The organism is Lonsdalea britannica (assembly GCF_946477055.1).
Lineage (GTDB): Bacteria > Pseudomonadota > Gammaproteobacteria > Enterobacterales > Enterobacteriaceae > Lonsdalea > Lonsdalea britannica_A.
Genome location: NZ_CAMKXG010000012.1, coordinates 1 through 26,973, shown reverse-complemented (window position 1 = coordinate 26,973; position 26,973 = coordinate 1). Strand labels below are relative to the sequence as shown.

At 58.1% G+C, this 26,973-nt stretch carries 22 protein-coding genes; 6 read left to right on the top strand and 16 right to left on the bottom strand.

All coding sequences use genetic code 11. The features are described from left to right. Together glnE and Q7O77_RS02060 are read right to left on the bottom strand one after the other, a co-directional pair. On the bottom strand, nucleotides 1-1,073 hold a 1,073-nt coding region (gene glnE, locus Q7O77_RS02065; protein ID WP_304163102.1), incomplete at its 3' end, for a bifunctional [glutamate--ammonia ligase]-adenylyl-L-tyrosine phosphorylase/[glutamate--ammonia-ligase] adenylyltransferase. 55 nt (nucleotides 1,074-1,128) lie between these two features. Further along, nucleotides 1,129-2,463, bottom strand: a complete 1,335-nt coding sequence (locus tag Q7O77_RS02060) for an inorganic triphosphatase (protein WP_304163100.1) — start codon at nucleotides 2,461-2,463, stop codon at nucleotides 1,129-1,131. Nucleotides 2,464-2,706: 243 nt separating this feature from the next. Between Q7O77_RS02060 and Q7O77_RS02055 the strand changes: the two genes are divergently transcribed. After that, nucleotides 2,707-3,327 carry a TIGR04211 family SH3 domain-containing protein gene (locus Q7O77_RS02055; RefSeq protein WP_304163098.1) on the top strand — a complete coding sequence of 207 codons (621 nt, stop codon included), beginning with the start codon at nucleotides 2,707-2,709 and terminating at the stop codon, nucleotides 3,325-3,327. Between the two features lie 91 nt (nucleotides 3,328-3,418). Continuing rightward, the gene (locus tag Q7O77_RS02050) at nucleotides 3,419-4,654 is read left to right on the top strand and encodes a multifunctional CCA addition/repair protein (RefSeq protein ID WP_304163095.1); all 1,236 of its coding nucleotides are present in this window, start codon (nucleotides 3,419-3,421) and stop codon (nucleotides 4,652-4,654) included. A 96-nt stretch (nucleotides 4,655-4,750) separates the two neighbouring features. Here Q7O77_RS02050 and bacA read toward each other — a convergent pair whose 3' ends face one another. Both bacA and folB read right to left on the bottom strand, forming a co-directional pair. Next, nucleotides 4,751-5,572, bottom strand: coding sequence for an undecaprenyl-diphosphate phosphatase (gene bacA / locus Q7O77_RS02045; RefSeq protein WP_304163094.1), 822 nt, complete (start codon nucleotides 5,570-5,572; stop codon nucleotides 4,751-4,753). A gap of 140 nt (nucleotides 5,573-5,712) precedes the next feature. After that, nucleotides 5,713-6,066 carry a bifunctional dihydroneopterin aldolase/7,8-dihydroneopterin epimerase gene (gene folB / locus Q7O77_RS02040; protein ID WP_304163092.1) on the bottom strand — a complete coding sequence of 118 codons (354 nt, stop codon included), beginning with the start codon at nucleotides 6,064-6,066 and terminating at the stop codon, nucleotides 5,713-5,715. Between the two features lie 107 nt (nucleotides 6,067-6,173). On the opposite strand from folB, the gene plsY reads away from it, so the two are divergent. Continuing rightward, a complete protein-coding gene (gene plsY, locus Q7O77_RS02035) occupies nucleotides 6,174-6,797 on the top strand; it encodes a glycerol-3-phosphate 1-O-acyltransferase PlsY (protein ID WP_304163090.1) in 624 nt (207 codons plus the stop codon). A gap of 62 nt (nucleotides 6,798-6,859) precedes the next feature. Here plsY and Q7O77_RS02030 read toward each other — a convergent pair whose 3' ends face one another. Then, nucleotides 6,860-8,446, bottom strand: coding sequence for a methyl-accepting chemotaxis protein (locus Q7O77_RS02030; RefSeq protein WP_304163088.1), 1,587 nt, complete (start codon nucleotides 8,444-8,446; stop codon nucleotides 6,860-6,862). Between the two features lie 291 nt (nucleotides 8,447-8,737). On the opposite strand from Q7O77_RS02030, the gene ppa reads away from it, so the two are divergent. Further along, nucleotides 8,738-9,268, top strand: a complete 531-nt coding sequence (gene ppa / locus Q7O77_RS02025) for an inorganic diphosphatase (RefSeq protein ID WP_085651143.1) — start codon at nucleotides 8,738-8,740, stop codon at nucleotides 9,266-9,268. Nucleotides 9,269-9,600: 332 nt separating this feature from the next. On the opposite strand, the gene Q7O77_RS02020 is transcribed toward ppa, so the two are convergent. From Q7O77_RS02020 to Q7O77_RS02010, 3 genes are read right to left on the bottom strand one after another with little or no spacing between them, the layout of a single operon-like run. After that, nucleotides 9,601-9,948 carry a gamma-glutamylcyclotransferase gene (locus Q7O77_RS02020; RefSeq protein WP_085651142.1) on the bottom strand — a complete coding sequence of 116 codons (348 nt, stop codon included), beginning with the start codon at nucleotides 9,946-9,948 and terminating at the stop codon, nucleotides 9,601-9,603. Between the two features lie 2 nt (nucleotides 9,949-9,950). Further along, a complete protein-coding gene (locus Q7O77_RS02015; protein ID WP_304163082.1) occupies nucleotides 9,951-13,802 on the bottom strand; it encodes a translocation/assembly module TamB domain-containing protein in 3,852 nt (1,283 codons plus the stop codon). Continuing rightward, nucleotides 13,799-15,538 carry an autotransporter assembly complex family protein gene (locus Q7O77_RS02010; protein ID WP_304163109.1) on the bottom strand — a complete coding sequence of 580 codons (1,740 nt, stop codon included), beginning with the start codon at nucleotides 15,536-15,538 and terminating at the stop codon, nucleotides 13,799-13,801. Before Q7O77_RS02010 ends, Q7O77_RS02015 begins: the two co-directional genes overlap by 4 nt. A gap of 231 nt (nucleotides 15,539-15,769) precedes the next feature. Here Q7O77_RS02010 and msrA point away from each other — a divergent pair, with 231 nt between their 5' ends. Together msrA and Q7O77_RS02000 are read left to right on the top strand one after the other, a co-directional pair. After that, the gene (gene msrA, locus Q7O77_RS02005) at nucleotides 15,770-16,411 is read left to right on the top strand and encodes a peptide-methionine (S)-S-oxide reductase MsrA (RefSeq protein ID WP_304163080.1); all 642 of its coding nucleotides are present in this window, start codon (nucleotides 15,770-15,772) and stop codon (nucleotides 16,409-16,411) included. A gap of 232 nt (nucleotides 16,412-16,643) precedes the next feature. Then, on the top strand, nucleotides 16,644-17,972 hold the full coding sequence (locus Q7O77_RS02000; protein ID WP_304163078.1) for a hemolysin family protein: 1,329 nt from the start codon (nucleotides 16,644-16,646) through the stop codon (nucleotides 17,970-17,972). A gap of 202 nt (nucleotides 17,973-18,174) precedes the next feature. Here the strand turns inward: Q7O77_RS02000 and Q7O77_RS01995 are convergent, their stop codons facing one another. The 8 genes from Q7O77_RS01995 to Q7O77_RS01960 form a co-directional block, all read right to left on the bottom strand. Further along, nucleotides 18,175-18,381 (bottom strand): DUF1107 domain-containing protein, encoded by a 207-nt coding sequence (locus Q7O77_RS01995; RefSeq protein ID WP_026739210.1) that lies wholly within the window; start codon nucleotides 18,379-18,381, stop codon nucleotides 18,175-18,177. A 431-nt stretch (nucleotides 18,382-18,812) separates the two neighbouring features. Continuing rightward, complete coding sequence (gene cysQ, locus Q7O77_RS01990) at nucleotides 18,813-19,553, bottom strand: 3'(2'),5'-bisphosphate nucleotidase CysQ (protein WP_304163075.1); 741 nt, start codon at nucleotides 19,551-19,553, stop codon at nucleotides 18,813-18,815. Nucleotides 19,554-20,097: 544 nt separating this feature from the next. Continuing rightward, the gene (locus Q7O77_RS01985) at nucleotides 20,098-20,466 is read right to left on the bottom strand and encodes a DUF2502 domain-containing protein (protein ID WP_304163107.1); all 369 of its coding nucleotides are present in this window, start codon (nucleotides 20,464-20,466) and stop codon (nucleotides 20,098-20,100) included. A 162-nt stretch (nucleotides 20,467-20,628) separates the two neighbouring features. Further along, nucleotides 20,629-21,606, bottom strand: a complete 978-nt coding sequence (locus tag Q7O77_RS01980) for an ABC transporter ATP-binding protein (protein WP_304163073.1) — start codon at nucleotides 21,604-21,606, stop codon at nucleotides 20,629-20,631. Then, the gene (locus Q7O77_RS01975; protein WP_304163071.1) at nucleotides 21,607-22,641 is read right to left on the bottom strand and encodes an ABC transporter ATP-binding protein; all 1,035 of its coding nucleotides are present in this window, start codon (nucleotides 22,639-22,641) and stop codon (nucleotides 21,607-21,609) included. It abuts the gene before it with no gap. 4 nt (nucleotides 22,642-22,645) lie between these two features. Next, entirely contained in the window at nucleotides 22,646-23,545 is a 900-nt protein-coding gene (locus tag Q7O77_RS01970) for an ABC transporter permease (RefSeq protein WP_304163069.1), read from the bottom strand. Between the two features lie 2 nt (nucleotides 23,546-23,547). Further along, nucleotides 23,548-24,501: an ABC transporter permease gene (locus Q7O77_RS01965; RefSeq protein WP_304163067.1), complete on the bottom strand. Its 954-nt coding sequence runs from the start codon at nucleotides 24,499-24,501 to the stop codon at nucleotides 23,548-23,550. Nucleotides 24,502-24,553: 52 nt separating this feature from the next. Then, complete coding sequence (locus Q7O77_RS01960; protein WP_304163105.1) at nucleotides 24,554-26,167, bottom strand: ABC transporter substrate-binding protein; 1,614 nt, start codon at nucleotides 26,165-26,167, stop codon at nucleotides 24,554-24,556. Nucleotides 26,168-26,973 lie beyond the last annotated feature (806 nt).

Genomic DNA, 26,973 nt, shown 5'->3' with positions numbered 1-26,973 from the left:
GGCAGCAGCGAACGCGACTGCAGCTGCGGCTCGCGTCCCCCACGAATCAGCTGGAATACCTGGGTGATGAACTCCACTTCCCGGATACCGCCGGGACCGAGTTTGATGTTATTGCGCAGATCGCGACGGCGCACTTCGCGCGCAATCAGGCTTTTCATATTGCGCAGGGACTGAATGACGCTGAAGTCCATGTAGCGACGGAACACGAACGGACGCAGTAGCTGATTCAGCTCCTGACGATACGCCGCGTCCGCTTCGCCGAGCGGTCGCGCCTTCACCATCGCGTAGCGCTCCCAGTCGCGCCCCTGCTCCTGATAGTAATCTTCCAGCGCAGTGAAGCTCAGCACCAGCGGGCCGCTGTCCCCGAACGGCCTCAGGCGCATATCCACCCGATAGACGAAGCCGTCTTCGGTGATTTGGTCGAGCGCTTTGATGAGCCGCTGACCCAGCCGGGTAAAGAACTGCGCGTTGTCCAGCTCCCGCCGTCCGCCGCGCGTATTTCCGCTTTCGGGATAGGCAAAAATCAGATCGATATCCGAGGAAAAGTTCAGCTCCCGACCGCCCAACTTGCCCATGCCGAGCACCAGCAGCGGCTGCGCGTCGCCATTCTGATTGCAGGGCGTTCCCCACTCCTGACAGCAGGCGGCGTAGAGCCAGTCGCGGGCCGCGATGACGGAGACTTCCGCCAGCTCGCTGAGCTGCCGCAGCGTCTCCTCCGTGCTGCACGTTCCCAATGCCTGCGCGAAGGCGATGCGCACCAGCGTACGACGCCGAAACGTGCGTAACGCCGTCATCAGCGCGGCCTCGTCCTGCACCTCGTTGAGCGTCAGCCGCAGCGCGTCCGCATAGCCCCGCCATTCGTCGGGTGCAGGCGGAAATTGCCTAATGTCGTGCAGCCAGTCGGGGTAGCGCGCCAGCGCATCGCTGATAAAATCGCTCATCGCGACTGCCGCTTGCTCTTCCTCCGACAAGGTCGTCAGCGCAGGAGAGGACGGCCAGCGGGACAGCGCCTGCTGGGCCTGAGAGAGTAACGACGCGGGTAATGGGAAAACGGGCGCAGGCGTGCTGTTCATCAACCTATCCTCACACCGCCGCCTGCGCTGAAGACAGGCGGCTGGGTTCAATACATCATGATTGTCCGCTGTTCAGCCAGAAAGGCGAGCGGGCAATCGCCTGCTTGCGAGTGTCATCCAACGCGACGGGCGCCGGTTGGTGGAGATTGAGCTTGGCGATTTGCTGCGCCAGCTCGCGCCAAAGGCCAACATAATCGCCCGCCTCTTCCTCTGGATAAAAACCGCCCAGCAGCATAAAAGCGCTCAGTCCACGTTCCAGACGCGGCAGTTGCTGTTCGTAATGCAGCGACGATAGCGAATGCGCAAAGACGGACTTCAGCTCCGCCAAACTCCGGCTCAGCATGATATCGGCGAAGCGTTTATAGGAACTCTGCAAGCGCATACGCTCGCGGTTATCCATATAGCGACGCCAGCCCGCTTCGAGCAGCCAGGTCGTCAACACCAGCTTACTTTTCAGGTAATCCTTATCGAAACAGACGGTCTCCGCGTCGAGATCCGTCGAAGCCTTCGCTTCCAGCGCCGTCAAGGCGCCGCGAAATTCCGACGTTACTTTGCGCGGCACCACGCCGCCGACCAGTACCAGCATTTCACGCAGCAGCGTTCCCGCTTCCAGCATGCTGTCGCGCGCGGCCTGATCGCCCCGCACCCACAGCTCTTCGTGATACTGCCAATGCGCCAGCCCGAACTCCAGACCCGCCTCAATCCCCTCGTCGAGCGTCATTTTGTCTTTGACCGGCATAAACGTCAGCGCATGTCTTTCCCGCGGCGGATTGCCTTTAGCCAACTGGTAGCCCCGGGCCGCTTTACTCAAACAGCCCTGTCGCAGACCGCCCACGTCGGAGAGCTCGTTGGCGAACTCCAGCAGGTCGCTGCGCTGCCCGACCTTCAGCTCTAACTCCAGCTCGCAAATCGGCTCCTGCAAATCGCCAGCCACCACCTCGCCGCGGTCGAGCACCATCTCGATGACGCTTTGATGATGAGACACCACCCAGACCTCACGACGGAAGTCGGTGCTGAACAACGGTTTAAGCTCCTCCGCCAACGCATCCAGATCGCAATGCGCTGGCCAGATGTCGTCCGGCAAGAGACGAATGTCCAGCTGCGGTCCCGCCAGTTCGACGTTGTATTCCGGATGCTGATGCAGGCCGCCGACCACCTTGCCCGCCGTTTTGGCGGTCATTTCGTAGCGACCGTTTTCTCCACGAATACGCAGCCCAATCCCATGCTGACGCAGGTAGCCGTCCGGGGTTTCGTAATAGATGTTCGCCAATTGATGCGCATGTAAATGCTTGCTGTGGCTGTAGTCGCTCTTCCACTGATTCAGCTGCGTTTGCAGGGCTGGCACGGTTTCGGGGTGGACAATAAATTTCAGTTCTATCTCTTCACTCATAATCGTTAGCTACACCGGATGCTGCGGGAATCTCGTCAGTAAATAACATTTTACGCTACCTTGCCACCGTTGCCATCCCCACGCCGCTGCATGCGCCAGACGTGCGGCCACCGCCATCATCGGTTATCCTGCGTCTTCGCGCTGACAAACAAGAGTAAGACAGTTCCCATTTAGGTTTGTCACCCTCGTCGTCAGACTTATCCGACGAATATTTCACATTCATTCACGCAACCTGATGATCTTATGCAGAAATTACGCTTTATTATTGCTGGCCTCGTTGGCCTTGCCGTCACCTTTGGGGCCCATGCGGAAGAAAAACGCTATATCTCCGATGAACTTATCACCTATATCCACAGCGGGCCGGGCAACCAATACCGTATTGTCGGCACGCTGAAAGCCGGTGAAGAAGTCTCCGTCGTTGAAGTCAACGAAGGGGCGGGCTATGCCCAGATCCGTGACAGCAAAGGCCGCGCCAGCTGGATCCCGCTCGATCAGCTGAGCCAGACGCCCAGCCTGCGCACCCGCGTGCCGGATCTGGAGAATCAGGTGAAAGTCCTGACCGACAAGCTGACCAACATCGACCAGAGCTGGAACCAGCGTACCGCCGATATGCAGCAGAAGGTCGCCGCCAGCGATAACGTGATCACCGGCCTGCAGCGAGAAAATCAGGATCTGAAAAATCAGCTTGTCGTCGCGCAGAAGAAGGTCAATGCCGCCAACGTGCAGCTGGATGACAAACAGCGCACTTTAATCCTGCAATGGTTTATGTACGGCGGCGGCGTGGCTGGCGCGGGTCTGCTGTTGGGGCTGGTGTTGCCGCATCTGATCCCGCGCCGCAAGAAAAACGATCGCTGGATGGGCTAACTCGTTGCCCGTCGTCAAACCCGGCACTGAACATCAATAAAGGTTATAGTGAGCCATAGTCATTAAGAAACCGTAGATTCAGGAGTTGGGTTTGAAGATTTACCTTGTGGGTGGCGCCGTGCGCGATGGTTTATTGCATCAACCCGTCACCGAGCGCGACTGGGTAGTGGTCGGCGCCACGCCCGAAGCACTGTTAAAACTCGGCTATCAGCAGGTTGGCAGGGATTTCCCCGTCTTCCTGCATCCCACCAGCCGCGAAGAGTACGCCCTGGCCCGAACGGAACGTAAATCCGGGCAGGGTTATACCGGTTTTGTCTGCAACGCCAGTCCGGACGTGACGCTGGAAGACGATCTCCTGCGCCGCGATCTGACCATCAATGCCATCGCGCAAGATGAAGACGGCAGCCTGATCGATCCTTACGGCGGCCAACGCGATCTCGCCTCAAAACAGCTACGCCACGTTTCCGATGCCTTCGGCGAAGATCCGCTGCGGGTGTTGCGCGTCGCGCGATTCGCCGCCCGCTACGCCCATCTCGGCTTTACGATTGCGCCGGAAACGCTGGCGCTGATGCGTCAGATGGTGGACAGCGGCGAACTCAACAGTCTGACGCCGGAACGCGTTTGGAAAGAGACCGAAAAGGCGCTGAATTCGAACTCGCCGCAGGTCTATTTTGAGCGGCTGCGGGACTGCGGCGCGCTGCAGGTGTTGTTCCCAGAAATCGACAATCTGTTCGGCGTTCCCGCACCAGCCCAATGGCACCCCGAAATCGACACCGGCATTCATGTCATGATGACGCTGGCCATCGCGGCGCAGCTCAGTCCGGAGATCGATGTTCGATTCGCCTCACTGTGCCACGACGTCGGCAAAGGCCTGACGCCGCCGTCGCTGTGGCCGCGTCACCACGGACACGGTCCTGCGGGCATCAAGCTGATTGAAGCGATGTGCCAGCGCCTGCGGATCCCTAACCAGATACGCGATTTGGCGAAGCTGGTGGCGGAATACCACGATCTGCTGCATACCGCGCCTATCTTGCAACCCAAAACCCTGTTGAAGCTGTTCGACAGCATCGACGTCTGGCGCAAGCCGCATCGTCTGGAGCAGCTGATTCTGACCAGCGAGGCCGACGCGCGCGGGCGAACCGGCTTTGAACACAAGCCTTATCCGCAGGGCGACTATCTGCGCGAAGCCTTCAAGGTCGCCAGCAGCGTAACCAGCGCGCAGGTCGTGGCCGATGGATTCCGCAACGTGGCGATCCGCGACGAACTGCACTGGCGTCGTCGCCGCGCCTTGCAGGATTGGAAAGACAGCCAGCAGAGCGCTGACTAAAAAAAACGGCCTTTCCCTAACGCACTGCCGCAGGGGAAAGGCCGTTTTTAACACCACAGTTAAAGCCGTCCAGCGGGGAAACTCCCCCCCACCTCGTTACATGAAGATCACATACACCACTGCGCCGACGATGAAGCGGTAAATGGCGAAAGGCACGAACGACATCCGTTTGATGACCGCCAGGAACGTTTTAATCGCGATCATCGCAACCACAAACGCGGTGATGAAGCCGATGGCGAACATCGGCAGCGCTGACAGGCTCATCAGGTGCCAGTTCTTGTACAAATCCAACCCGCTGGCTCCCAGCATCATCGGCACCGCCAGGATGAAGGAAAACTCGGACGCCGCAAATCGGCTCACGCCCGTCAACATCCCGCCGGAGATCGTCGCGCCGGAACGGGAAAATCCCGGCCAGAGCGCCAGACACTGAAAACACCCGATGTAGAACGCCTGACGATAGGTAATATCATCCAGCCCTTCCGCACGCGGAGTTTTAGGACGCCATTTCTCGGCAATCAGCAGCAAAATACCGCCGGCGATCAGCGCCCATGCCACCATCTGCGGGTTGAACAGCGTTTTGATGGCGTCATGGAACAACATCCCCAACACCACCGCGGGCCCCATGCCCAACAAGATATGCACCAGCGTCAAACGCCCGGTGGGCTTGACGCCATCATGGGGTTCGCGACCGAAATGAATGCCAATCAGGCCAAACATACGCCGCCAGAACACGACGACCACCGCCAGGATAGACCCCAGCTGAATCACCACCTCAAAGGTTTTCGACAGATCGTTCTCAAATCCCAACCAATGACCGACAAGGATCATATGTCCAGTCGACGAGACGGGTAAAAACTCCGTCAGCCCCTCGACGATCCCAAGGATAAACGCCACCAGCAACGTGTATGAATCTGTCATTACCTGTTCAGCTCCATCAAACCGTAACCATAAAAAAGCGGCCTCGCTGCACGCGAGCCGCTGCATATGAAACGACATTAAAATAATCAGATTACGGGCTAATGACCTTAGGAAGGGTCTCTAATCATTGCATAACGGAATTATCTCATTCCCCGCTCGATCACTACGCCGACCGCACGAGCCTGAGCGACTGCACCCGGTTTGCTGACTTTGAGACGCATCCAAGGTATCCCGAATCGTTTCATCAGCATTTGGACCACGTCTTCGGCCACACGTTCAACCAGCGCAAACCGCTGTGTGGAGACGAGCGCGATCACTGCCTCGCTGACATCCGCATAGCTTAGACAATCTTTGACATCATCGCTGGCGGCGGCGGCACGGTTGTCCCATCCCATTTCAATATCGAACACCAGCTTTTGCTGGATGGTCTGTTCCCAGTCGTAAACGCCGATCGTGGTAATCACGCTAAGTTCTTCGATAAATACGATATCCATTACCTTACCCTCTGTTTTTGCGGCTGCCGGATACCACTTCCGGCCGAATATGCGTATTATCCTTGGATGCTAATATTAAAACGACCTTTATTAGACGGACGCATACTATGAGTGCTACCGCGCTGGGAATGATTATCCTCGCGTACCTGTGCGGCTCGATTTCCAGTGCGATTCTGGTCTGTAGGATCGCGGGATTGCCAAACCCACGCGAAAACGGTTCGGGAAACCCCGGAGCCACTAACGTGTTGCGCGTCGGCGGTAAAGGCGCGGCCGCGGCCGTTCTTATCTTCGATATCCTGAAGGGGATGCTGCCCGTTTGGGGCGCTTATGAAGTTGGCGTGACGCCGTTTTACCTCGGTCTCATCGCCATCGCCGCCTGTCTCGGCCACATCTATCCCCTGTTCTTTCGCTTTCACGGCGGTAAAGGGGTCGCGACAGCATTCGGCGCTATCGCACCTATCGGTTGGGATTTAACGGGATTGATGACGGGGACCTGGCTGTTGACCGTGCTGCTGAGCGGGTATTCGTCGCTGGGCGCTATTGTGAGCGCGCTGATCGCGCCGTTTTACGTCTGGTGGTTTAAACCGCAATTGACCTTTCCGGTCGCCATGCTGTCTTGCCTGATTCTGGTCCGTCACCACGATAATATTCAGCGTCTGTGGCGCGGTCAGGAAACGAAAATCTGGAAAAAGCGACGCAGGAACTCCTCCTCATCCTCCGAACAGAAATAACCCGCATCGCGTGATTTACGACGCCGCTGATTCGCAGCGCCGCGTTACTCTCTTACTCTCGTTTAGCTGCGGCCAATCGCAGCCAGCGGTTCATTGTCCAGCTTAAACAGTTCCATACTGGCCGCCAGTTCAATCGCCTGCTCTTCCAGCGAACGTGTCGCCGAAGCCGACTCTTCGACCAACGAGGCATTCTGCTGCGCCACGCTGTCCATCTGCGACACGGCGGTATTGACCTGATCGATGCCGTTGCTCTGCTCGCGGGTCGCGGTGGAAATCTCGCCCATCAGCGTCGTCACCTGCACCACGGCGGACGAAACGTCCTTCATGGTTTCGCCAGCGACCTGCGCGATCTCCGTACCTTCGCGCACCTGGACCTGCGAGTCTTCCAGCAACGTTTTGATCTCTTTGGCAGACTGCGCACTGCGCTGAGCCAGACTGCGGACCTCTCCGGCAACCACGGCGAAGCCGCGTCCCTGCTCGCCTGCGCGCGCCGCTTCAACCGCCGCGTTCAGCGCCAGAATGTTGGTCTGGAAAGCGATGCCGTCGATCATGGCCAGGATATCCGCCACGCTCGCCGTACTTGTCGAGATCAGCTCCATTTTTTCCAGCATCCGACGAACGGCGTCGCTGCCCTTGTCCGCGATAGTGGCCACATTCTGCGACAGCTGATACGCCTGATCGGCGCTTTCCGCATTCAGTTTCACCGTAGAGGACAGCTGCTCCATGCTGGCCGCGGTCTGTTCCAGCGACGCCGCAGACTCTTCGGTACGAGCGGCCAGATTGATGTTGCCAGCGGACAGCTCTCGCGTGCCGACTTCAATCTGACTCCCCGCATCACGCACACGCCCGACGGCGGTCGCCAGCGCATCCTGCATCGTCTTCATCGCCTGAATCAGACGGCCAATTTCGTTCTTGCCGCCGTCCTCAATATGCTGGGACAGGTCGCCGCCAGCAATGACTTCCAACTGATGAACGGAGCGATCCAACGGTTGCAAAATCAGACGCTTGATCACAACCCACGCCGCGCCGGACAGCAGTAGCGTCAGTACGCAGGACAGGCCGATAATCGAGAGACGGCTTAACGCCAGCTCTTCGGCTTTGGTCAGCAGGTTGTCTCCCACCATGATGGCGAAAACGCGGAAGTCGTTGATGGCTTTATCCATCGCCATGCTATAAGGCACGACAACGTCTTGTGTGATTTTGTAGAACTCGACGGTATCGCCTTTTTTCAACGCTTCCATCATCGGGGCGATGCCCTTATTGAGGTAGCTTTCGTAGCTGGTTTTGATCTGCTCGGCCAGGATTGCGCCTTTGGCGGTCACCGTGCCGTACGCCAGAAACTCATCCATGTCCTTACGAGAACGGTCCAGATAACTTTCAACGCGTGACAGCGTTTCCTTCGCCCGGGTGACGTTGCCCTCATCCAACTGCCGCGCGGCCTGATAGGCGGTGGTGCGGGCTCGCAGCGTCGCCGTATAGCTCGCCGCCAGCGTCCCCAGCTCCTTCCCCTGTATTTTATCGATCGAGCTTAATGACGTATTTCCCTGGCTGATGGCATTGGCCCCGATACCGCTGACCAGAAGCAGCAGCAGTACCATGACGCTCAGCAATACAATCAGGCTCGACTTCACCGTGATATTTTTCAACATCCAAAAAATCCCTCTTAACTTAATGAAAAAGCCATAAAAAATAGATAAATCTCATTAAAGAAGCCCCTCTCTTATCGGATCATCACCCTTACTCTTCAATTAAATTAATTATTATATTGGTTATGGTTAGCTTGCTAGTAACCACCGCCATAACGTAAGTCCCAGCGGGAGCCGTCCCGGCCCTGCGACGCGTCGAACCGGCGTCCGCACTGCTAAAAACCGCGACTTTCACGACGAGTTGGCTATAATGACCGCCACTCCATTTCTGGTTTGAAAGAGAAGGAAACCGACATGAGCTTGAATACGGTGCCGGCAGGCAAATCGCTTCCGGAAGATATTTATGTAGTCATCGAAATTCCCGCGAATTCCGATCCCATCAAATACGAAGTAGATAAAGAAAGCGGCGCGCTGTTTGTTGACCGCTTCATGTCTACGGCGATGTTCTATCCGTGCAACTACGGTTACATCAACCACACCCTGTCGCTGGACGGTGATCCGGTCGACGTACTGGTTCCGACCCCGTTCCCGCTGCAGCCGGGTTCTGTGATCCGTTGCCGTCCGGTCGGCGTACTGAAAATGACCGACGAATCCGGTGAAGATGCCAAAGTGGTTGCCGTACCGCACAGCAAACTGAGCAAAGAGTACGAGCACATTCAGGATGTGAACGACCTGCCTGAACTGCTGCGTGCGCAGATCGGCCATTTCTTTGAGCACTACAAAGATCTGGAAAAAGGCAAATGGGTGAAAGTGGAAGGCTGGGACAACGCAGAAGCGGCTAAAGCGGAAATCGTTGCTTCTTTCGAACGCGCCAAAAACAAGTAATCCTCATGGTGACGGCGTAGCGGGAAGACGTTCCTGACCGCGCATCACCTGACCCTGCAAGGGGGCTGAGCTTAACGGCTCAGCCCCCTTGTCGTTTCTGACGTCCACCGGCGGCTCCCTCCAACATCCCTTGCGCGATAACATTCGCAGGCCGTTGTCTGCGCGCTGTTTTGCGCTAATACAGGGAGAAATCCGCTGACGACAGGCATAAAAAAACACCGCAACGGGCGGTGTTTTTTATTTAAAGATGCAGACTGAAAAACGATGTTCCCGGCTTCAATGCTTGCCCCGACATCGGGCGTCGGAGCGGCCGAGAGGACGATGAAAAGCGGTTACGCTTCCTCGTCGCGTTTGGACCAGTCGCCGCTACTGATGCGCCGCAGACCGGTCACGGAGCGCTGATAAAGATAGATCCAGGCGCTGCCGTAAGGGGTAAATATCAGCTTGCGCTTATATTCGCCGCCGTCTCGTTTTAAAGCATCCAATTCGGTCAGGATGGAGGAACTAATGCGATAAACTTCGCCGTAGACCGCCCCCTCACCCGCCACTGCCGCCGGATAGTGACCTAAATCATACAGCTCATAACCTTCGAGCTGATGGTCGCCTAGCCATTGCGCATTGGTCATCCAATGACTATTTCCCTGTTTGCGTCGTAAACTGCCATAGACAATAATTCGCATCGCTAAAACTCGAACTGATAGAGCACATCTAATGCCTGACTGACGCCAGACACCGCCTCCAGATATAGTTTCGGCATTAAACGATAACGCAGCGTTAACGTTGCCAGTGAATCAAATATACCTACACCATATTTGACTTGCAGGCCCGGTGCGACGTAACCGCTGACGACGACTTGCGAACTGTCGCCAACGCCCTGTGTATCCAGAGCTAAATTGCTTACGCCGAAAGCCTCGCCGATTTTACCCACAACTTGGCCTGTCTGCGCAACCCCCAGACCGATCAATGCTGAGGTCATCATTGAGCTATCGGTTCCGCTGCTATCCAGCCCCTGACCGCGAAGCAGATAGGACAACGCTTCCTGTTGCGACAAGGTCGGATCGGAGAAGACCTCCAGCTTGGGCGCTGAGGCGGAGCCCGTGACGCGAATCCCCACAGTGACATCGTCTTCCGTGTTGTCAGGGTTACGGATCGCCTCGATATTCAGCATCGGCTGTCCCGGCGGTCCCGCAAATAACAGCTGACCTTTGCGAACCTGCAGATCCTGACCATACGCCTTGAATCGCCCGCTGGGAATATTGATTTGGCCATTCAGTCCCAAACCCCGTTCGTCCTGCGCCACTTTCAGATCGCCCGCCAGATTGGCGGTCAGGCCGTAGGCATCCAGTTTGACGTCGTCGCCGATATGGATGGTCAGGTTGCTGTTAATCGGAATCGAGGTCGATTTCTGCTGCGTCGGTTTGCCTTCCTCATTCAGCATCACCTCATCCGAGGAAACACCGACTGAACTGGCCGGCAGGTCATGCACCACAATGCGCGCCCACGGAATATTCACCGACCCGTTCAACGCCAGCAGCTGCGGCGTGGCTTCGAAAACGATATCGGGCGACACATCCAGACGCACCATCGGCGGCACCGTCACTCGCATACGATCGCCTTTCGCCGCCACGCGCGCGCGCCAGGCATCGGGCTGCGACCAATCGGCGCCGCCTGACAGGTTGACCTGACCCTGCGTGGTTTTGAGGAACCCTTGCAACGTGGAGGACATCCCATTGAAGTACACCGCCAGACGGCCATTTTTCAGATCGACCGGCATCCAGTTACCGTCGATATCCAGTTTCTCCAGCACCATCTGACCAAAGATCTGCGGACGTTCGACGTTGCCACCCAACCGCAGATTGGCGTTCAGAATACCGGCGGCCTTTTCACCCTGCTGCAACGCCGGGTTGAGCATATCCAGCGACAGCGTATCAATGGTGACCGTGCCGCTCAGGTTACGGCGCTGCTGCGGATCGCTGATCAGCACGTCGCCATTCAGACGACCGTTGCCGCGAATCGCCATCCGCCAGCCGATTTTGGCCTGACCGCGGTCAAGACCGGCATTCAGCGTCAGCGTGTCGAAGACCACCGGCAGCGCGCCGCCCTGCATCTGCTGGCGCACGCTCACACCATCGCCGTTCAACGTGACTTTGGCCTGCGGCAGTCCGCCGTTAGCCTGCCAGCTCACATTGGCATCGCCGGTGAATCGCCCGGCCAGCACCGTTTCTTCACTCAGGAACGGTTCAAGCATCGCCAGGTCGAAGCGGTTGAGCCGCACGCTGGCCTGTCCGCTCGGACCCGCTTCAATCGGCTTAGGCACACACACTTCAGCATGTGGATTCACCCAGCAGTGGGTGCCGACGGTGATTTTCTGCGCCGCCGCCAAATAATCCAGCGACATTGCCTGAGTCAGCCGCCACTCGCCTACCGGCGTATCGAAACGGGTGTTGTTCAACGTGCCGCGCCAGCGTTCCTGAGCGCGATCGAAGCTGCCGTTCAGCGCAAGCTGGCCGGAGACCGGCTCGCCTTTCACGGTGAGCTGGAGCTGATGTTTGTTTTCGTTACCGCCCGCTTCAAGGTCAACCGAGCTGATCTTCAGCGCCCCCTGCGTAAGCTGAGCCACCTTGAGCGCCAGCGTCCCCTGAATCTGCTGATCAGAACGAACATCGCCTTTCAGGTCGATACGCTGAATCCGTAGATCTTGCCAGCGCAGCGCAGAGGCCGTTAAGTCGGCGCGCACCTGAGGCGCATCCCGACGGCCGTCCAGACGAAGATTGCCAAGGATGTGCCCGCCCAGACCGGGCAGCATGCCATTCAGCTCCGGCGCGTTGATGTCGGCCAGCAGCTGCCAGCGGTCGTCCAGTTTTCCCTTAACGTTGATCTGGTTGCGGCCCAGCGCCAGATTGAGTCCGGGTACGTTCCACTCTCCCGCCGCATTACCGCTCAAAGAACCTTTAGCCGTCAGCTTGTTCTGGCGAATGCTGCCGTCCATTTGCAGCTGAGGCACCTGTACCTGCCAGTCGCTGCCGGAGACGACCTGCCCGTTAGCCTTGATGCTGCCATTGAGACGTACCGGCCAGTCCGGCCACTGCCGACCTGTATTGATACCGCTGAGGGTCAGCGCGCTGCTCCAGTTGATGGCATCGCGCCAGTCGACTTTTGCGGTGATATCGCTGTAGCCCTCGAACGCATCCAGTCGCAGGTGCGCCAGCTCGAACTGCTTCAGATCGCCTTTCCCTTCGACCCGCAGTGACGCAGGCGGAACCGCGCTGCCGCGGATATCGCCCTTCACGTTGAGCGCATAGTCCGTCGCTTTACCGCCGAAATTCACTTGCAGGTTGTTCATCTGATACTGCGCGGTGCCGGTCACCGGCCAACGCAGCTGAGAGCTTTGCAACTTCAGCGTCAAAGGCAGGCCCGGCTCGGCCAGCGCCGTGTCGATGTTGAGCTGCGCGCGCTGCGGACCGGACAAATTCATCGCCAACTTCAGCTGCTGCCGCAACGCGCCGTCGACGGTGAGCTTCATGCGCTCCCCCTTCAACGGGTCGATGTTCAGCGCACCGTTGGCGTTAAACGTCACCGGCCAGTCGCCGTTGAGCGTCGCCGCGCCGTTGGCGAACAGTGAACCCTGCGGGGACTGTACGCTGAACTTTTGTAGAGTGACCGCCTGTTTCAGCGTGGAGGCTTGCAGCTGCAAGCGGTTGATCGTCACATCCTGATCGCCGGTGACACGCAACTGCTCGCCGGTGATATCCGCGATCGTCACGTCGAGCGGCAGAGTGATGGCTGGCATGTCGTTCAGCAGCGGCTTGGCAAACATCGCCTGTAGACGCTCGCCTAACGGCGGCTCGGCGGGCGCTTTCTCCGCCGCTGCGGCTTTAGCGTCCTTGGCCTCTTTATCCTGAGACGCTTTCGCCACCTGCGGCAGCGTCTGCGCGACATCGCCTGCGGTGACGTTATCTTTGACAACCAGCCCTACTGGGGTTTTAGGCAGAGCGACCAGCAAGGAGACAATACGGGTCGGTTGCAGCGTCAGCGAGCGTCCCTGCCAGAGCATGCCGGTCTGGAATTCCGCCAGCGACATCGCGATGTCGTCCACCGTCACGCGGGTGTTTTGCAGGCTGAAGTGTTGCAGGTCCAGCGTGACCGGCGTGGCGATCTCCGTGGTCGGCTCGCTGGCGGTTGGGGTCTCCTGAGCGGCGGGCGGCATGGCCTTCGTGTCCACCACCACGTCCAGTCCCTGTAACGACAGGTCGTTAATGCACAGTCGACTGTGCCACAGGCAGTTAGGGGTTAAAGCCAGATGCAGACGGGGCACCTTCACCGTGACGCCCGGCATCTGATAGCTGAAGTCCTGTAACGTCAGGTCGCGCCAGCCGCCGTCCACCTTACCGATGGTCAATCCCGGCACCCAACGCGTGGCCGAGTTCAGCATGAAGTGCAGCCCGGGCGTCGTCGTCACCAACAACGTCAGCGCCACCAGCAGCGCCAATACCACGGCAATGAGGCCGATCCCGATTTTTTTCAACTTACTCATAATTCAGGCCCCAAACCGATGTAGAACTGTAAACCGTGTTTCTCCGGATCGCCGATAGGTCGTGCGATGTCGAGCTTGATCGGCCCGACCGGGGACGCCCAGCGAACGCCGACCCCCGCCCCGGTTTTGAAGTTGCTTTGTTTGAAGTCGTTAACTGCTTCGCCGCTGTCGATAAACGCCGCGCCCCACCATTTGCCGGTAATGTTGTATTGATATTCGAGCGAGCCCGTCGCCAGCCGGGAGGCCCCGGTCAGCTTATCGTCGCCATCGCGAGGAGAGATGGATTTGTATTTGTAGCCGCGAATGCTGCGGTCGCCCCCGGCAAAGAAACGCAGGGACGGCGGCACGCGGGAGAAGCTGCCGGTTTCAATCCAGCCCAGATTGCCGCGTACGACGAATCGGTGTTTCTCTTCCAGCGTCCGGATCCAGACGTTCTGCGCCTGAAAGACGGAGAAGTCGATATCAGATCCCCAGGCGGTATTGGATACGTCGATGGAGTAGCTTTGCGAGTCCCCCCACGTCGGCATCAACCCGCCCCGCTGACGGGTACGGTTCACGTTGAAGCCGGGATAAAGCAGCATCGTCGTGTCGGTCACCGACCCCTGAGTAAAGTGATCGAGACTCCAGCGCAGGTTGACCGAACGCTGCCAACCGCTTGAATAGTTCCAGTAGCGGGCCACATTCAGCGTGGTGGAATCCGAATTGGTGTCATTGAGGTCTTCACGTTTGAAGCCGCCCTGCAACAGGTAATACTGCTCCAGCGGGCTTTTCAGCAATGGGATTTTATAGCTCAGGTCCAGCTGCTGCTCCGGGGCGGAGAGACTTAAGCTGCTTTGCAGACTGTGGCCGCTGGAGTTGACCCAAGGCTTATTCCAGGTCGTTTTCACGCGCGGCCCCACATCCGTGGCGTAGCCGACCCCGGTTTCAACCGTGTTGTGCGTGCGCGGAGACAGCACAGCTTCCATCGGCAGCTCTTTATTTTTGTTTTCTCTGCCGCGTTGCAGATCGGGGGACACCACCACGGAGTTAAACCATCCGGTGGCTGACAGTCGGCGGTTGAATTCGCCCAGCTGTTCAGAGGTGTAGTCATCGCCTTCATGGAAAGGCAGCAGCGCGCGGACATACTCTTCGCGGATCTGCGAGCCCTCGATACTCAACGCGCCGAAGCGGTAGCGATCGCCGCTGTCGTAGTCGATGTCCCAGAAGGCCTGATGGGTCGAGTCCATCACCCCCAGCTGGCTTTTGAGGAAGTGCGCGTCGAAGTAGCCTTTGCTGACGGCGAGCGTGTTCAGGTCGCTTTTGAAATCGTCATAGTCACCGTGATTGAGAACCGTACCCAGCGCAGGCGTTTTTTCTTTCTTCAGCTTCAGGAAGTCTTCGTCATTGCGGGCGTGCCCTTCAATATCGACGTCCACACCGGCGATTTTCACCGGTTCTCCCGGCGTGATTTTGACCATCAGCACCGGGCGGCCGCCGTTGACGGCGGGTAAGAACTGAAAATCGATCTCAGGATCGTAGTAGCCCAGCGCCCGCAAACCCTGTCGAACAGCCGTGTTGACGCGGGAACGGAAACGTCCGTCGGCGCTCACTTCATCGGCAGTAATGGTCGACAACTGCGCACGCACGTTCTTTTGCAGGTCGCCCGTCAGTCCCGTTACCTGCAGACGGACATTGGAAGCGGCACCGGCAGACGCACTCGCCAGCAGTAGTCCGCACACACTTATCGCACGACACAGACGGATGCCGCCGCTGCGATAAAAATTCCTCTTCAATGTAAAAATCGCCACTGCGCTCCCTGATCACCCAATAGAATTAAATTGTTTCTCTTTAGCCATAGATATTAGCCGGTAAAGCCTAAAATATAGTGTATACAAGGGGAAACTCGCTCGCACACCCTTTTATCCTGCCCGGACGATACCGGCACCGTAACCGATAATGATGATTCAATCAGCAAATGGGAGCTCAACGTGGTCTCACTTTTTGATAAAACGCAGCCGATAAGTCAGGCCGACGCGCTGCCTGGCCGGTCCACGCCGATGCCTGTCGCCCGGCTCCATGTGGTCAATCAGCACTCGATGACGCATGTACCGGATACGATGGATGTCGCCATTTTCGCCATGGGCTGCTTCTGGGGCGTGGAACGTCTGTTCTGGGAACAAACGGGCGTCTACAGTACGGCCTCGGGCTACAGCGGCGGTTACACGCCGAATCCGACCTATCGGGAAATCTGCACCGGCAAAACCGGTCATGCTGAAGTCGTGCGGGTCGTTTTCGATCCGGCCATCATCAGCTATGAAAAACTGCTGCACGTGTTCTGGGAAAATCACGATCCGGCGCAGGGGATGCGTCAGGGCGGCGATATCGGCACGCAGTACCGCTCAGCGATCTATACGCTGACGCCGGAACAGGAGCAGGCGGCGAAAGAGAGCCTGCAACGTTTCCAGCAGGCGATGGCGGCGGCAGGCGACAAGCGAACGGTTTCCACCGAAATCTCGGAAGCCGGACCGTTCTACTATGCGGAAGATGAGCATCAGCAGTACCTGTACAAAAATCCCGAAGGGTACTGCGGACTCGGCGGCATCGGCGTTTGTCTGCCGCCGCAGCACTAATGTTATCGAACGCCGTCGCGTCAAAACCGACGGCATTTTTTACTGATTAAAACGCCGTTTTAACGGCCCGCAGATCGCCTCACGCCAGTGCTGGCGGTTCTTTGACCGCTCCTGCTATAATGCCGCGGGCATGAGGCTGATAACCGGCCTTGTCCACGGCTCCCTGCCGTCGGTTCATGATTATTTTCCTTCCTGAGGATCGCCCTGTCTATTGAGGCAAAGCGAAAAAACTATGTTAAACAGTTTGTTATTAATTATTTTTCTTATCGCCGTTAGTGCGTTTTTCTCCGTGTCTGAAATTTCCCTGGCTGCATCGCGCAAAATCAAGCTCAAACTCATGGCGGACGAGGGCAACCAAAACGCCGAACGCGTGATGAAGCTCCAGGAGACGCCCGGTATCTTCTTTACCGTGATTCAGATTGGCGTTAACGCCGTCGCCATTCTCGCGGGTATCGTCGGCGACGCCGCCTTCTCCCCCTACTTCAACATGCTGTTCGATAATGTGATGTCGCCGGAAATGGCCGAGCGTGTCAGCTTTATCTGCTCCTTCGTGCTGGTTACCAGCCTGTTTATTCTGCTTGGCGATTTGACGCCGAAACGCATAGGCATGATCGCCCCCGAAACGGTTGCCGTTCGGATCATCAACCCCATGCGCTTCTGTCTGCTGATATTCCGGCCGCTGGTCTGGCTGTTTAATGGTCTGGCGAACATGATCTTCCGGATGCTCAAGCTGCCGATGGTGCGTAAGGACGACATTACCTCAGACGATATCTATGCCGTGGTGGAAGCGGGTGCGCTGGCAGGCGTACTGCGTAAGCAGGAACATGAGCTGATCGAAAACGTGTTCGAGCTGGAATCCCGTACAGTACCGTCTTCCATGACCTCGCGCGAAAGCGTGGTGTTTTTCGATCTGCATGCCGACGAAGAGAGCATTAAAGAGAAAATCGCCCAGCAGCCGCACTCTAAATTCCTGGTTTGCGACGGCCATATCGATCAGATCGTCGGCTACGTCGATTCCAAAGACCTGCTGAACCGCGTGCTGGGCAATCAGAGTCTGGAACTGACCAGCGGCGTACAGATTCGCCCGGCGCTGATCGTGCCGGATACGCTGACGTTGTCCGAGGCGCTGGAAAGCTTCAAGACCGCGGGCGAAGACTTCGCGGTGATTCTGAATGAGTATGCGCTGGTGGTCGGCATCATCACCCTTAACGACGTCATGACGACGCTCATGGGCGACTTGGTGGGTCAGGGGCTGGAAGAACAGATTGTGGCGCGTGACGCCAATTCCTGGCTGATTGAGGGCGGCACGCCGATCGACGACGTGATGCGCGTACTGAATATCGACGACTTCCCACACTCCGGCAACTACGAAACCATCGGCGGTTTCATGATGTACACCCTGCGCAAAATCCCTAAACGGACCGATTTCGTGCGTTTCGCAGGCTACAAGTTCGAAGTGGTGGATATCGACAGCTACAAGATAGACCAGCTGCTGGTCACGCGACTGGAAGACAAACCGGCGGGAAGCGCTGGCCCGGATGTCACCATCGTGCAGCCTTAGGGCTGTCTTTCACCCATTAAAAAAGGCCCGTTAACGGGCCTTTTTTTTGACGCTGGATAACCGCAGGGCGTACCGGTCGCCCTCATACCGGAGCAGATCCGAACCTGTTCTTTTTTACACATCGTGCATCAATTCATTGCATGTGTCGCAACAGTTCGGTCCGTCGTCTCCAACATCCCTATCTCGAGGGCGATGAGCGGCGTTATGCCAGCTCTGACTGCAGTTTCATGACCTGACGGTTTACCTCAGACATGACTTCAAGATGCTGCTTGTCTTTCTTTTTCGGCAGTAAAATTTTGCCGTAATCGAACTCAAAAGCACCAACCCCTTTGATATACAACCGTCCGCGAAACAGCGTCTTCACGTACTTGGCGACTTTAAAGGGATTATAGCGTTCGAAGATCCTCATACTTCCTCTCCTTACGTTGTTCCAGTAGTGCGTCTCCTGCCACCAACCCGGTACAGGGTGAATGACGCACCAAGCTTTATCCTACATTTAGGGTCGATATTTAATGGGAAGTTCCCTATAAGCCAGCATTATTTATCGCTTTTACATTAGTTTACGGAACAGAAAAACGCAAAATTTGATAAATCAGAATAAACCTTCAAATACCAGGGTAATACAGAACACCAATGGCCAGCGGCGTCTCCCGCCATTTCAGCCGGCTCATTTAGCCCGTGCGGTGTTATACCGTCTTTTTATGACGGAATGACGACAGCGCTTAATGGTTTCGGACAATCCTCATAAAACTTTAAGATGTTGCAGAGAGGGTGATAGCAAGAACAGCCTCAGAAGGGCACCGGGCCCAAGACATGAGCCCGGAGAATACGTCGACAGGATTAATACAGGGAGACGCGGAATCCGGGGTTGAGGAAGGATTCGCGAGGAAGGTAAGACAACGGCTGGCCTTGCCAGTCGTTAACCTGCGCGCCCGCCGCCAGCGCCACGGCGTGTCCTGCGGCGGTATCCCATACGCTCGTTGGCCCAAACCGTGGATAAAGCTGGGCCTTTCCTTCTGCCACCAGACAGAATTTCAGCGATGAGCCGATAGCGACGGTCTGATGATCGCCCAGCTGAGCAAGATAGTCCTGCAGCTCCGCATCCGCATGGGAACGGCTGACCACGACCAGCGGCGGACGTGCGTCCTGTACCTGAATCGGCAGACGGACGCCGCACTCCTCTTTCCAGGCTTTGCCATCCGCGGCGGCGTACATCACGCCGGTCACCGGCACGTACACCACGCCCAGCACCGGTTTGCCGTCTTCAATCAGCGCGATGTTGACGGTAAATTCCCCGTTACGACTGATAAACTCTTTTGTCCCATCCAGCGGGTCCACCAGCCAATAACGCTGCCAGCGCTGGCGTTCGGACCATTGCGGCGGATCTTCCTCTGACAGCAGAGGAATGTCCGGATAGACCGCCGTCAGCTCCCGCGCAATCACTTTGTGTGCCGCGATGTCGGCCGCGGTCACCGGCGAGTCATCCTGCTTGTGTTTGACCTCAACCGGCGCCTGTCCCTCATAAATTTGCATGATGGCGTCGCCCGCCTCACGCGCTAGCTGGCAAATATGATCTAGCATGGTGTCTCCTCTTTACCGGTTGCCGAGGCCGCCTGATGCCCCGTCTGATAACGCTCAAAAGGGATGAGCCGGCCATGATGCTACAGGCAATGACCGCGCTTACGCGCCCTTCATCTATAGGGGATGATACTTCATCTGTTAACCCTGATTATATGAGATATCCCCTTCACTACCACCCCGCCCAAACACCCCATGATGGGACACCGGCAGGCATGGAACTAGGAGGCGCATTCCCGTCTCGCTGGGGCGCAACAAAGAACAGGTCAAAAAGAGCAGTGCAAAACATTACCCTGATCCAACCTAAAATCACGCCCCGTCTCAGCAACGTACGCCCCGACAGTCGATGAACCGCAGATGCGGGTGTAGGCCTTCATCGTGTCGGGCTATGTTAAACAGGCTTCGCCAGAGATCCGAAGTGGGATTCCAATACCAGAAATGACAAGGGATGCCGCAGTTGCTGGCATCCCTTGAGGAGAAAACGGTGCTGAATCAGTCTGGTGTTGCAGCAAGGAAAGCGAGCCTCCCCTTGCCGAGTGCCAGACGATTAGCGATGACGATCGTCATCACGGCGGTGGTGACCACGATCGCGGTCGCGACGATCCCAATCGCGGTCAGGCCCGCGGTGGTGGCGCTCCTCGCGGTAGACCCGCGGCGGCGGCTGCACGACGATTACGCGCGGCGGCGGCTCATAGTAATGACGCGGTGGCGGCGGCGGTCTGTGATAGTGGTGACGCTCGCGCCAATAGTCAGGATCGCGCCAGTAACGGCCATCCCAGTAATAACCCCGTCTGTCGCGATCGCCAATATGCAGCTGCACCCCCGGCAACGACAGACTCAGGCTGTCAGCTTGCGCGACGGGCATCGTATAGACCACTCCTGCCATAACAGCAGCGAATAACAGCGGTTTAATCATCATCATACCCTCTGCGTCACCGCGATGCGGCGTATGGCAACGGTATACGGGGAATCTCACAGACGCTCTATCAGAAAATGGCTAATTTCCTGTTATTACGCTGACGGTAGCACTTCCGGCCACAAAAAGGCCGCTGCGACCGGCCTATTCAGGCAAATCGGCTTAGTTTTCCTGCCAGTGATGGCAGAAAACCTGATGCGACGGCGCGACCCGACTTTCCGTCGGCACCTGGCGCAAACAGGCTTCGCTGGCCTGAGCACAGCGCGGTGCAAACGCACAGCCCGCAGGCAGATTCGCCAGATCCGGCGGCGCGCCGGAGATACTCACCAGACGGCTTCCTTTTTCCAATCCGCCCTGCGGGCGAGTGCCGAGCAGCACGCGCGTATAGGGATGACGCGGGCTTTGCATCAACTCGGCCAACGGCGCCTGCTCGACGATGCGTCCGCCGTACATCACCGCAACCCGGTCGGCAACTTCGACCGCCGCGCCGATGTCGTGCGTCACGAAAATGATCGACAGACCCAGCTGCTGCTGCAATTCGCGCAGCAGGATCAGAATCTGGATCTGCACCGTGGCATCCAGCGCCGTCGTGGGTTCGTCGGCCAACAGCAGTTGCGGCTGACAAGCCAGCGCCAGCGCGATCATGGCGCGTTGCCGCATCCCGCCGGACATTTCATGCGGATAGGCGTTAAGTCGTTGTTCCGGGCTGGGGATTCTGACCCGCTGTAATGCGTCCAGCGCTATCTCGCGCGCCTGCTGACGGGAAACGGCGCGGTGTCTGCGAACGGTTTCCATAATTTGCTGGCCAATAGTGTAAACCGGGTCGAGCGCCAGCAGCGGTTCCTGAAAAATCATCGCCACCGTCGGTCCCCGCAGCGCCCGTAGTTCACGCGGCGACAGCGCCATCACATCCTGACCGGCGATACGAATCTGACCGTCTATCGTCGTGGTTCGGGCGGGATGCAGACGCATCAGCGCTCGCAGCGTCACGCTTTTGCCAGAGCCGGATTCACCGATCAACGCCAGCACTTCTCCACGTCCCAGCTCCAGACTCACGCCGTTCACCGCCGATAGCGTCTGGTTGCCACGGCGAAACTTCACCCGCAGATCGTCGACCGCCATTAAAGGTTGTGTCGTCATTCAGACCTCCTCGGCCGTGAACGCAGCGGCGCTGCGCGAATGCCCGGCGTCCGGTTCCGCCATCAGGCAAGCGACCTGATGCCCGCCGCCACAAGATGACATGATGGGTTTTCGCTGTGCGCACACCGCTTCGGCGTTCGGGCAGCGAGTATGAAAACGACAGCCGGACGGCGGCCGAATGGGACTCGGCGGATCGCCGCTCAGCGGCGCCTGCTGAGTGCGAGCGCCGGGGTCCATCGACGGCATCGAGCTTAACAACGCGCGCGTATAAGGATGACGCGCCTGCTGGAACAGACTTTCCGCGGGACCGACCTCCACCACCTCGCCCAAGTACATCACCATGATGCGATCGGACAGATAGCGCACCACGTGGAGATCGTGGCTAATGAAGACATAGGTCAGGTTCATACTCTCTTTCAAGTCCAGCAGCAGGTTGATGACCTGCGCCTCGACGGACTTATCCAGCGCCGAGACCGCTTCATCCAGGATCACCAGCCGAGGCTCGACCGCCAGCGCCCGGGCGATATTCACGCGCTGCCGCTGGCCGCCGGAAAGCTCATGCGGATAACGCCCGGCGAAACGCGTGGGGTCCAGTCCCACCTTCTCCAGCAGGTCACGCGCGCGCCGTTTCGCCTCCGCGGCGGGCACCCCATGAACCGACGGCCCGAAGGCAACCGCCGCCTGCATCGTCATACGCGGATTCAGCGAGGAGTAGCTATCCTGAAACACCATCTGCACCTGTCGCCGGTAGTCGCGCAAAGACAGCTGGCTGCCGCCTACCGTCTGCCCGTCGAAAATCAGCTCGCCGCTGTCCTGCTCGATCAGCTGCATCAATACGCGGGCCGTCGTCGACTTTCCACAGCCGGATTCGCCGACAACGCCCAACGTTTCTCCCTTCATGACGCTGAACGCGATACCGTCGAGCGCGCGCACCCGTTCCGCTTTGCCTAATCCGCCCTTCAACGGGAAGTGCTTCACCAGATCGGTGCCAATCAGCAACGGCTGAGCGGGACCGCCAATATCCTGAGAACTCATCGCATCAGCTCCTTATCGCCATCGCGATCCGCAGTCGGTCGGCGAGGAGGTTGAAAGAGATCGACGTGATAAAGATCATCGCGCCGGGCAGCGCCGATACCCACGGCTGGGTATAGATCGCCGTACGCAGGGTATTCAGCATCAGCCCCCATTCCGGCTCCGGCGGTTTCACGCCGAGCCCAAGAAACGACAGGCCGGAGGCAAGGATCATCGACACCGAGATCAACCCGGTCGAAAACACGAAAATCGGTCCCAGTACATTGCCCAACACCTGAGTACGAATGATCACCCACGCCGAAGCGCCGGACGCGCGCGCGGCTTCGATATAGTCGCGGTTGCGCACCTGAGTCGTGACGCTTTCCGCAATGCGCGTCACCTGCGGCACAAAAACCAGCGTCAGGGACAGCAGCGCGTTGCCGACGCCCGCGCCCATCGCGCCGGAAAGCGCTATCGCCAGCAGTACGGAAGGAAACGCATAAAAGACATCGATGGTCCGCATGATTAGCGTATTCAGCCACCCGCCCGCATACCCGGCGACGATGCCGATCGCAGAGCCGATAAAAAATGCCAGGATCACCGGCGTAATTCCCATAAACAGCGACAGGCGCGCGCCCAGCATCAGGCGCGAGAGCATATCTCGTCCCAGCTCGTCGGTACCGAGCGGAAAGCCGGGTGTGCCGATGGGCTTCAGCCGTTTAAACATGGACGTGGTATAGGGATCGCCCTGTACCAGCCAGGGACCGAAGATCGCCAGCAGCAGCAACACCATGATGACGCCGCCGACGCACCAGGCGGTGGGATCCTTCGCCATTCGCTTCCCGACTTCCCGCCAATAGCCGGAAGAGCGGTCAACTGGCGCCGTCTCAACCACCGGAGAGGGCGCAACGCCGATATTCACACTCATGCTCATCCCCTCTTGATACGCGGATCGATCAGCGTTTGCAGCACATCCACCAGCAGGTTCAGCACGACGAAAAACAGCGCCAAAACCCAAATGGTGCCCTGCAACAGCGGTAAATCGCGTTGGAAAATCGCCGAGTTGAGCAGCATTCCGGTCCCCGGCCAGGAGAAGACCGTCTCAACCAGAATGGAACCGCCCATCAGATAGCCGACCTGTAGGCCCATCACCGCCATCGCGGTGGGAGCCGCATTCTTTGCAACGTGGCGAAACAGCGTCAATTCGCTCATGCCTTTCGCCCGCAGCCCAACGATAAACTCCTGCGATAGCGTTTCCGCCACCTGCGCCCGCACCGTGCGCGCGATAATACCGGTCGGGATCACCGACAGCGTAATCGCGGGCAGCAGCATGAACCGCAGGTGCGCCCAGTCCCACGCCCAGCCGCCTTCGCCTAACGGACCGCCGCCGGTCGCAGGCAGCCAGTTGAGCTGAGAGGAGAACACGATGACCAGCAGCATCCCCAGCCAGTAGTGCGGTACGCTGACGCCGAAAACCGACAGCACCGAAGCCAGCCGGTCCAGCCAGCTATCCTGAAAATAGCCCGCGACGAAGCCGAAGAAGCTGCCGAGCAGAAAACCGATCAGCGTCGCCAGCAGCGCCAGACGTAACGAATAGCCGACGGCGTTCATCACCTCTGTGAAGACGGGACGACCGCTGGCGATGGACATTCCGAGGTCGCCCTGCACCGCATGCCACAGCCAGAGCCCGAACTGCACGGGCAGCGGCCGGTCGAAGCCGTAGTCGCGAATCAGCTGCTGGCGTAGCGTTTCGGAGGCGTCCGGCGGCATAACCGACACCAGCGGATCGCCCGGCGTCATATGCACGAGCATGAAACACACCAGCGCGACCCCCAGCAGAATGGGCGTCGCCAGCAGCAGACGACGTATCAGATAGACAAACATGGCTCCTCCGCGATGGGGTTAGGTGCCGCCCGGCAAGGGCGGCCGGACGAGATCACTCCGCTTTCTTGGATGGCAGCGTCAGGTCGATCATCCAACTCTGCGCCTGCACGACGCCGGTCACGGCAGGCGAAATAGCACGCGGCGCCATGTCATGCCCCACGAACAGGAACGGCGTTTCATCCACCATCGCCGTATGGAGTTCAGCCGCGGCCGCATCCAGCGCAGCGGGTTCGAAGGCATTACGGGTTTTGGTAATCAGCGCCTCGATCTGCGGCGTGGAGAAATAGCCCCAGTTGGTGGAGACAGGCGGGAAGGTTTTTTCGCTGGCGAAACGCATCATGCCGAAGTACGGATCCATCACCGCCGCGCTGACGTTGACGGCATTGGCGCCCTGCGCCGCCGGATCTTTCGCGCCCAGTCGCCAGCCGCTGAACAGCGTATTCCACTCCGTCACCTGAATATTGACGTTGAAGTAGCAGGCTTTCAGGCTCTGCTGAATAAACTCGTTCATGGGCAGCGGTTGCATTTGCCCGGAACCGGAAGCGGAAGTCAGGACTTTGACCGACAGCGGTTTACTCTCGCTGTAACCCGCCTCTTGCATCAGTTTGCGCGCCGCGTCCGCGTCATAGCGGATCTTGAACTGCGGATGGCCGTACCACGGCGAATCCTTTTCATAAATACCGGTCGCCTCCTGCATATAACCACCGAGATACGACTTCAGTTCGCTGCGGTCGATACACAGGTTGGCTGCCTGACGGACGCGTTTGTCCAACCACGGCGAGCCCGGCGCGAACGAGAACTGCCACGGCCAGAGGTGCGGCTGCGCATTAGCGTAGATCTTGAAGCCGCGGCTCTTGATCTGATCCATCGCATCCGGTGCGGGCGCTTCAATCCAGTCCACCTGACCGGACAACAGCGCCGCCGTGCGGGCATTGGCTTCCGGCAACGGCACCAAAATCAGATGGTCGACTTTCGGTACGCGCTTGCTGTCCCAATAGTCGGCATTTTTATCCAGCGTCAGCTGCTGGCGAGGCACCAGCTTATTCATCTTGAATGGCCCGGTGCCGACGGCTTTGGCGGCAAAGGCGGTCCAGGCCTGCTTGGCGCGCTCCGCACGGTCGGTCACCGAAGCGGGCACGGCGTCAAAGACCTGCTGCCACGCGGTAGGCGAGACGATAAACAGGTTGGTGAGGTTATAAGGCAGGACGGCGTCCGGCTCGGTCGTCACCAGCTCTACCGTCAAATCGTCAATCTTGCGTGCGGAGACCAGCGTCGGCATACGCGACGCCGTCGTGCCGATCTGCGCGGGCGCGAACTGAGCAGATGCTTTGTTCAGCACCTTATCCACATTCCACACCACCGCATCGGCATTGAACGCGGTGCCATCATGAAACTTGACGCCCGGACGCAGCGTGAAGGTCCATTTGGTATGGTCATCCGGGTTCACTTTCCAGGCCGTCGCCAGACCGGGTATCAGACCGCTGGGCTTTTCGCCCTGCGACAGATCCCACTGCGTCAGCGAATCATACAGCGTGATGCCGGTGAAGCGGTTGCCTTCGTACCCCTGATCGGGCTGGCCCAACGTCAGCGGAATATCCGCCGCCGTCATGCCAATGCGTAACGTGCTTTCAGCGCGAGCGACAGCCGGCAACGTCGCCCCCACCATCAGAACGGCCAGAGCCAAACGAGTCAGAGAAAACGTAGGACCGGAACAGTGTTCTTTCATCAGCAGCATTCCTTGGTGTGGTGGAGGTATCATCCACCTGCACGCAAGCTGCGTACCAACTCTCGCCGAAAACGATAGGTTTAACTTATTAAAAGTCGGTGTACAGACGACTTTCAACGAATTAGGCGCATAAACATTAGGTGTAAGCACATCGCAGAAGAGAAAACCGGCTAAGAACTGATGCAGGCCAAACTTTCCCGCCGACGTTCCGTTGATACTACAGCCCGCCGTTGACGGCCTTCCCCATCGGCGATGCCCGGCTCTTCGCTGGTGCATGCACCGCCAGTCTTTCACCAAAAAGAGGCGAAATACGCAGGTGTTGAACGCATTTTCCGTTTCAACATCCTTCAGGTATTGCATCAGGTAACAAAATGAAAGGCAGAAAGGAAGCCGATGTTTTCTGGTATGTCATTTGCTTCTGACAGGCAGAGGTCAATGGATTCGGGGGAGTATCAGGCACGGCCATGCCGTCATTGAAAGTCCTGCGCGCACCGTGATGTCGTTCTGAACACGGTGAACCAAAACGGCAGCGAGGGACGACCGCCATTGCCGCCAGACACGCTTAACCTTCCACGATTTTTGTGCAGTGTGCTCTCAGCACGCCGTCACCTTTAACGAGCAGGAAACGCTCTTTGTTTTAAACGAGGAAACACATGAAGAAAATCGCCTTTGCCGCCGGTGCGCTGCTGGCTTCGTCTTTTAGCGCGGCCGCCGCCGAGGTCAGTATGTCTCAGACTGGTGGCATC

What these genes read in the sequence shown, in the direction of transcription:
- Q7O77_RS02000 (WP_304163078.1), top strand. Translation starts at nt 16,644, where the DNA reads ATGTTAAACAGTTTGTTATTAATTATTTTTCTTATCGCCGTTAGTGCG.
- plsY (WP_304163090.1), top strand. Translation starts at nt 6,174, where the DNA reads ATGAGTGCTACCGCGCTGGGAATGATTATCCTCGCGTACCTGTGCGGC.
- Q7O77_RS02060 (WP_304163100.1), bottom strand. Translation starts at nt 2,463, where the DNA reads ATGAGTGAAGAGATAGAACTGAAATTTATTGTCCACCCCGAAACCGTG.
- Q7O77_RS01995 (WP_026739210.1), bottom strand. Translation starts at nt 18,381, where the DNA reads ATGAGGATCTTCGAACGCTATAATCCCTTTAAAGTCGCCAAGTACGTG.
- Q7O77_RS02015 (WP_304163082.1), bottom strand. Translation starts at nt 13,802, where the DNA reads ATGAGTAAGTTGAAAAAAATCGGGATCGGCCTCATTGCCGTGGTATTG.
- Q7O77_RS02020 (WP_085651142.1), bottom strand. Translation starts at nt 9,948, where the DNA reads ATGCGAATTATTGTCTATGGCAGTTTACGACGCAAACAGGGAAATAGT.
- folB (WP_304163092.1), bottom strand. Translation starts at nt 6,066, where the DNA reads ATGGATATCGTATTTATCGAAGAACTTAGCGTGATTACCACGATCGGC.
- ppa (WP_085651143.1), top strand. Translation starts at nt 8,738, where the DNA reads ATGAGCTTGAATACGGTGCCGGCAGGCAAATCGCTTCCGGAAGATATT.
- Q7O77_RS01980 (WP_304163073.1), bottom strand. Translation starts at nt 21,606, where the DNA reads ATGACGACACAACCTTTAATGGCGGTCGACGATCTGCGGGTGAAGTTT.
- Q7O77_RS01975 (WP_304163071.1), bottom strand. Translation starts at nt 22,641, where the DNA reads ATGAGTTCTCAGGATATTGGCGGTCCCGCTCAGCCGTTGCTGATTGGC.
- Q7O77_RS01960 (WP_304163105.1), bottom strand. Translation starts at nt 26,167, where the DNA reads ATGGTGGGGGCGACGTTGCCGGCTGTCGCTCGCGCTGAAAGCACGTTA.
- bacA (WP_304163094.1), bottom strand. Translation starts at nt 5,572, where the DNA reads ATGACAGATTCATACACGTTGCTGGTGGCGTTTATCCTTGGGATCGTC.
- Q7O77_RS01965 (WP_304163067.1), bottom strand. Translation starts at nt 24,501, where the DNA reads ATGTTTGTCTATCTGATACGTCGTCTGCTGCTGGCGACGCCCATTCTG.
- cysQ (WP_304163075.1), bottom strand. Translation starts at nt 19,553, where the DNA reads ATGCTAGATCATATTTGCCAGCTAGCGCGTGAGGCGGGCGACGCCATC.
- Q7O77_RS01970 (WP_304163069.1), bottom strand. Translation starts at nt 23,545, where the DNA reads ATGAGTGTGAATATCGGCGTTGCGCCCTCTCCGGTGGTTGAGACGGCG.
- Q7O77_RS01985 (WP_304163107.1), bottom strand. Translation starts at nt 20,466, where the DNA reads ATGATTAAACCGCTGTTATTCGCTGCTGTTATGGCAGGAGTGGTCTAT.
- Q7O77_RS02055 (WP_304163098.1), top strand. Translation starts at nt 2,707, where the DNA reads ATGCAGAAATTACGCTTTATTATTGCTGGCCTCGTTGGCCTTGCCGTC.
- Q7O77_RS02030 (WP_304163088.1), bottom strand. Translation starts at nt 8,446, where the DNA reads ATGTTGAAAAATATCACGGTGAAGTCGAGCCTGATTGTATTGCTGAGC.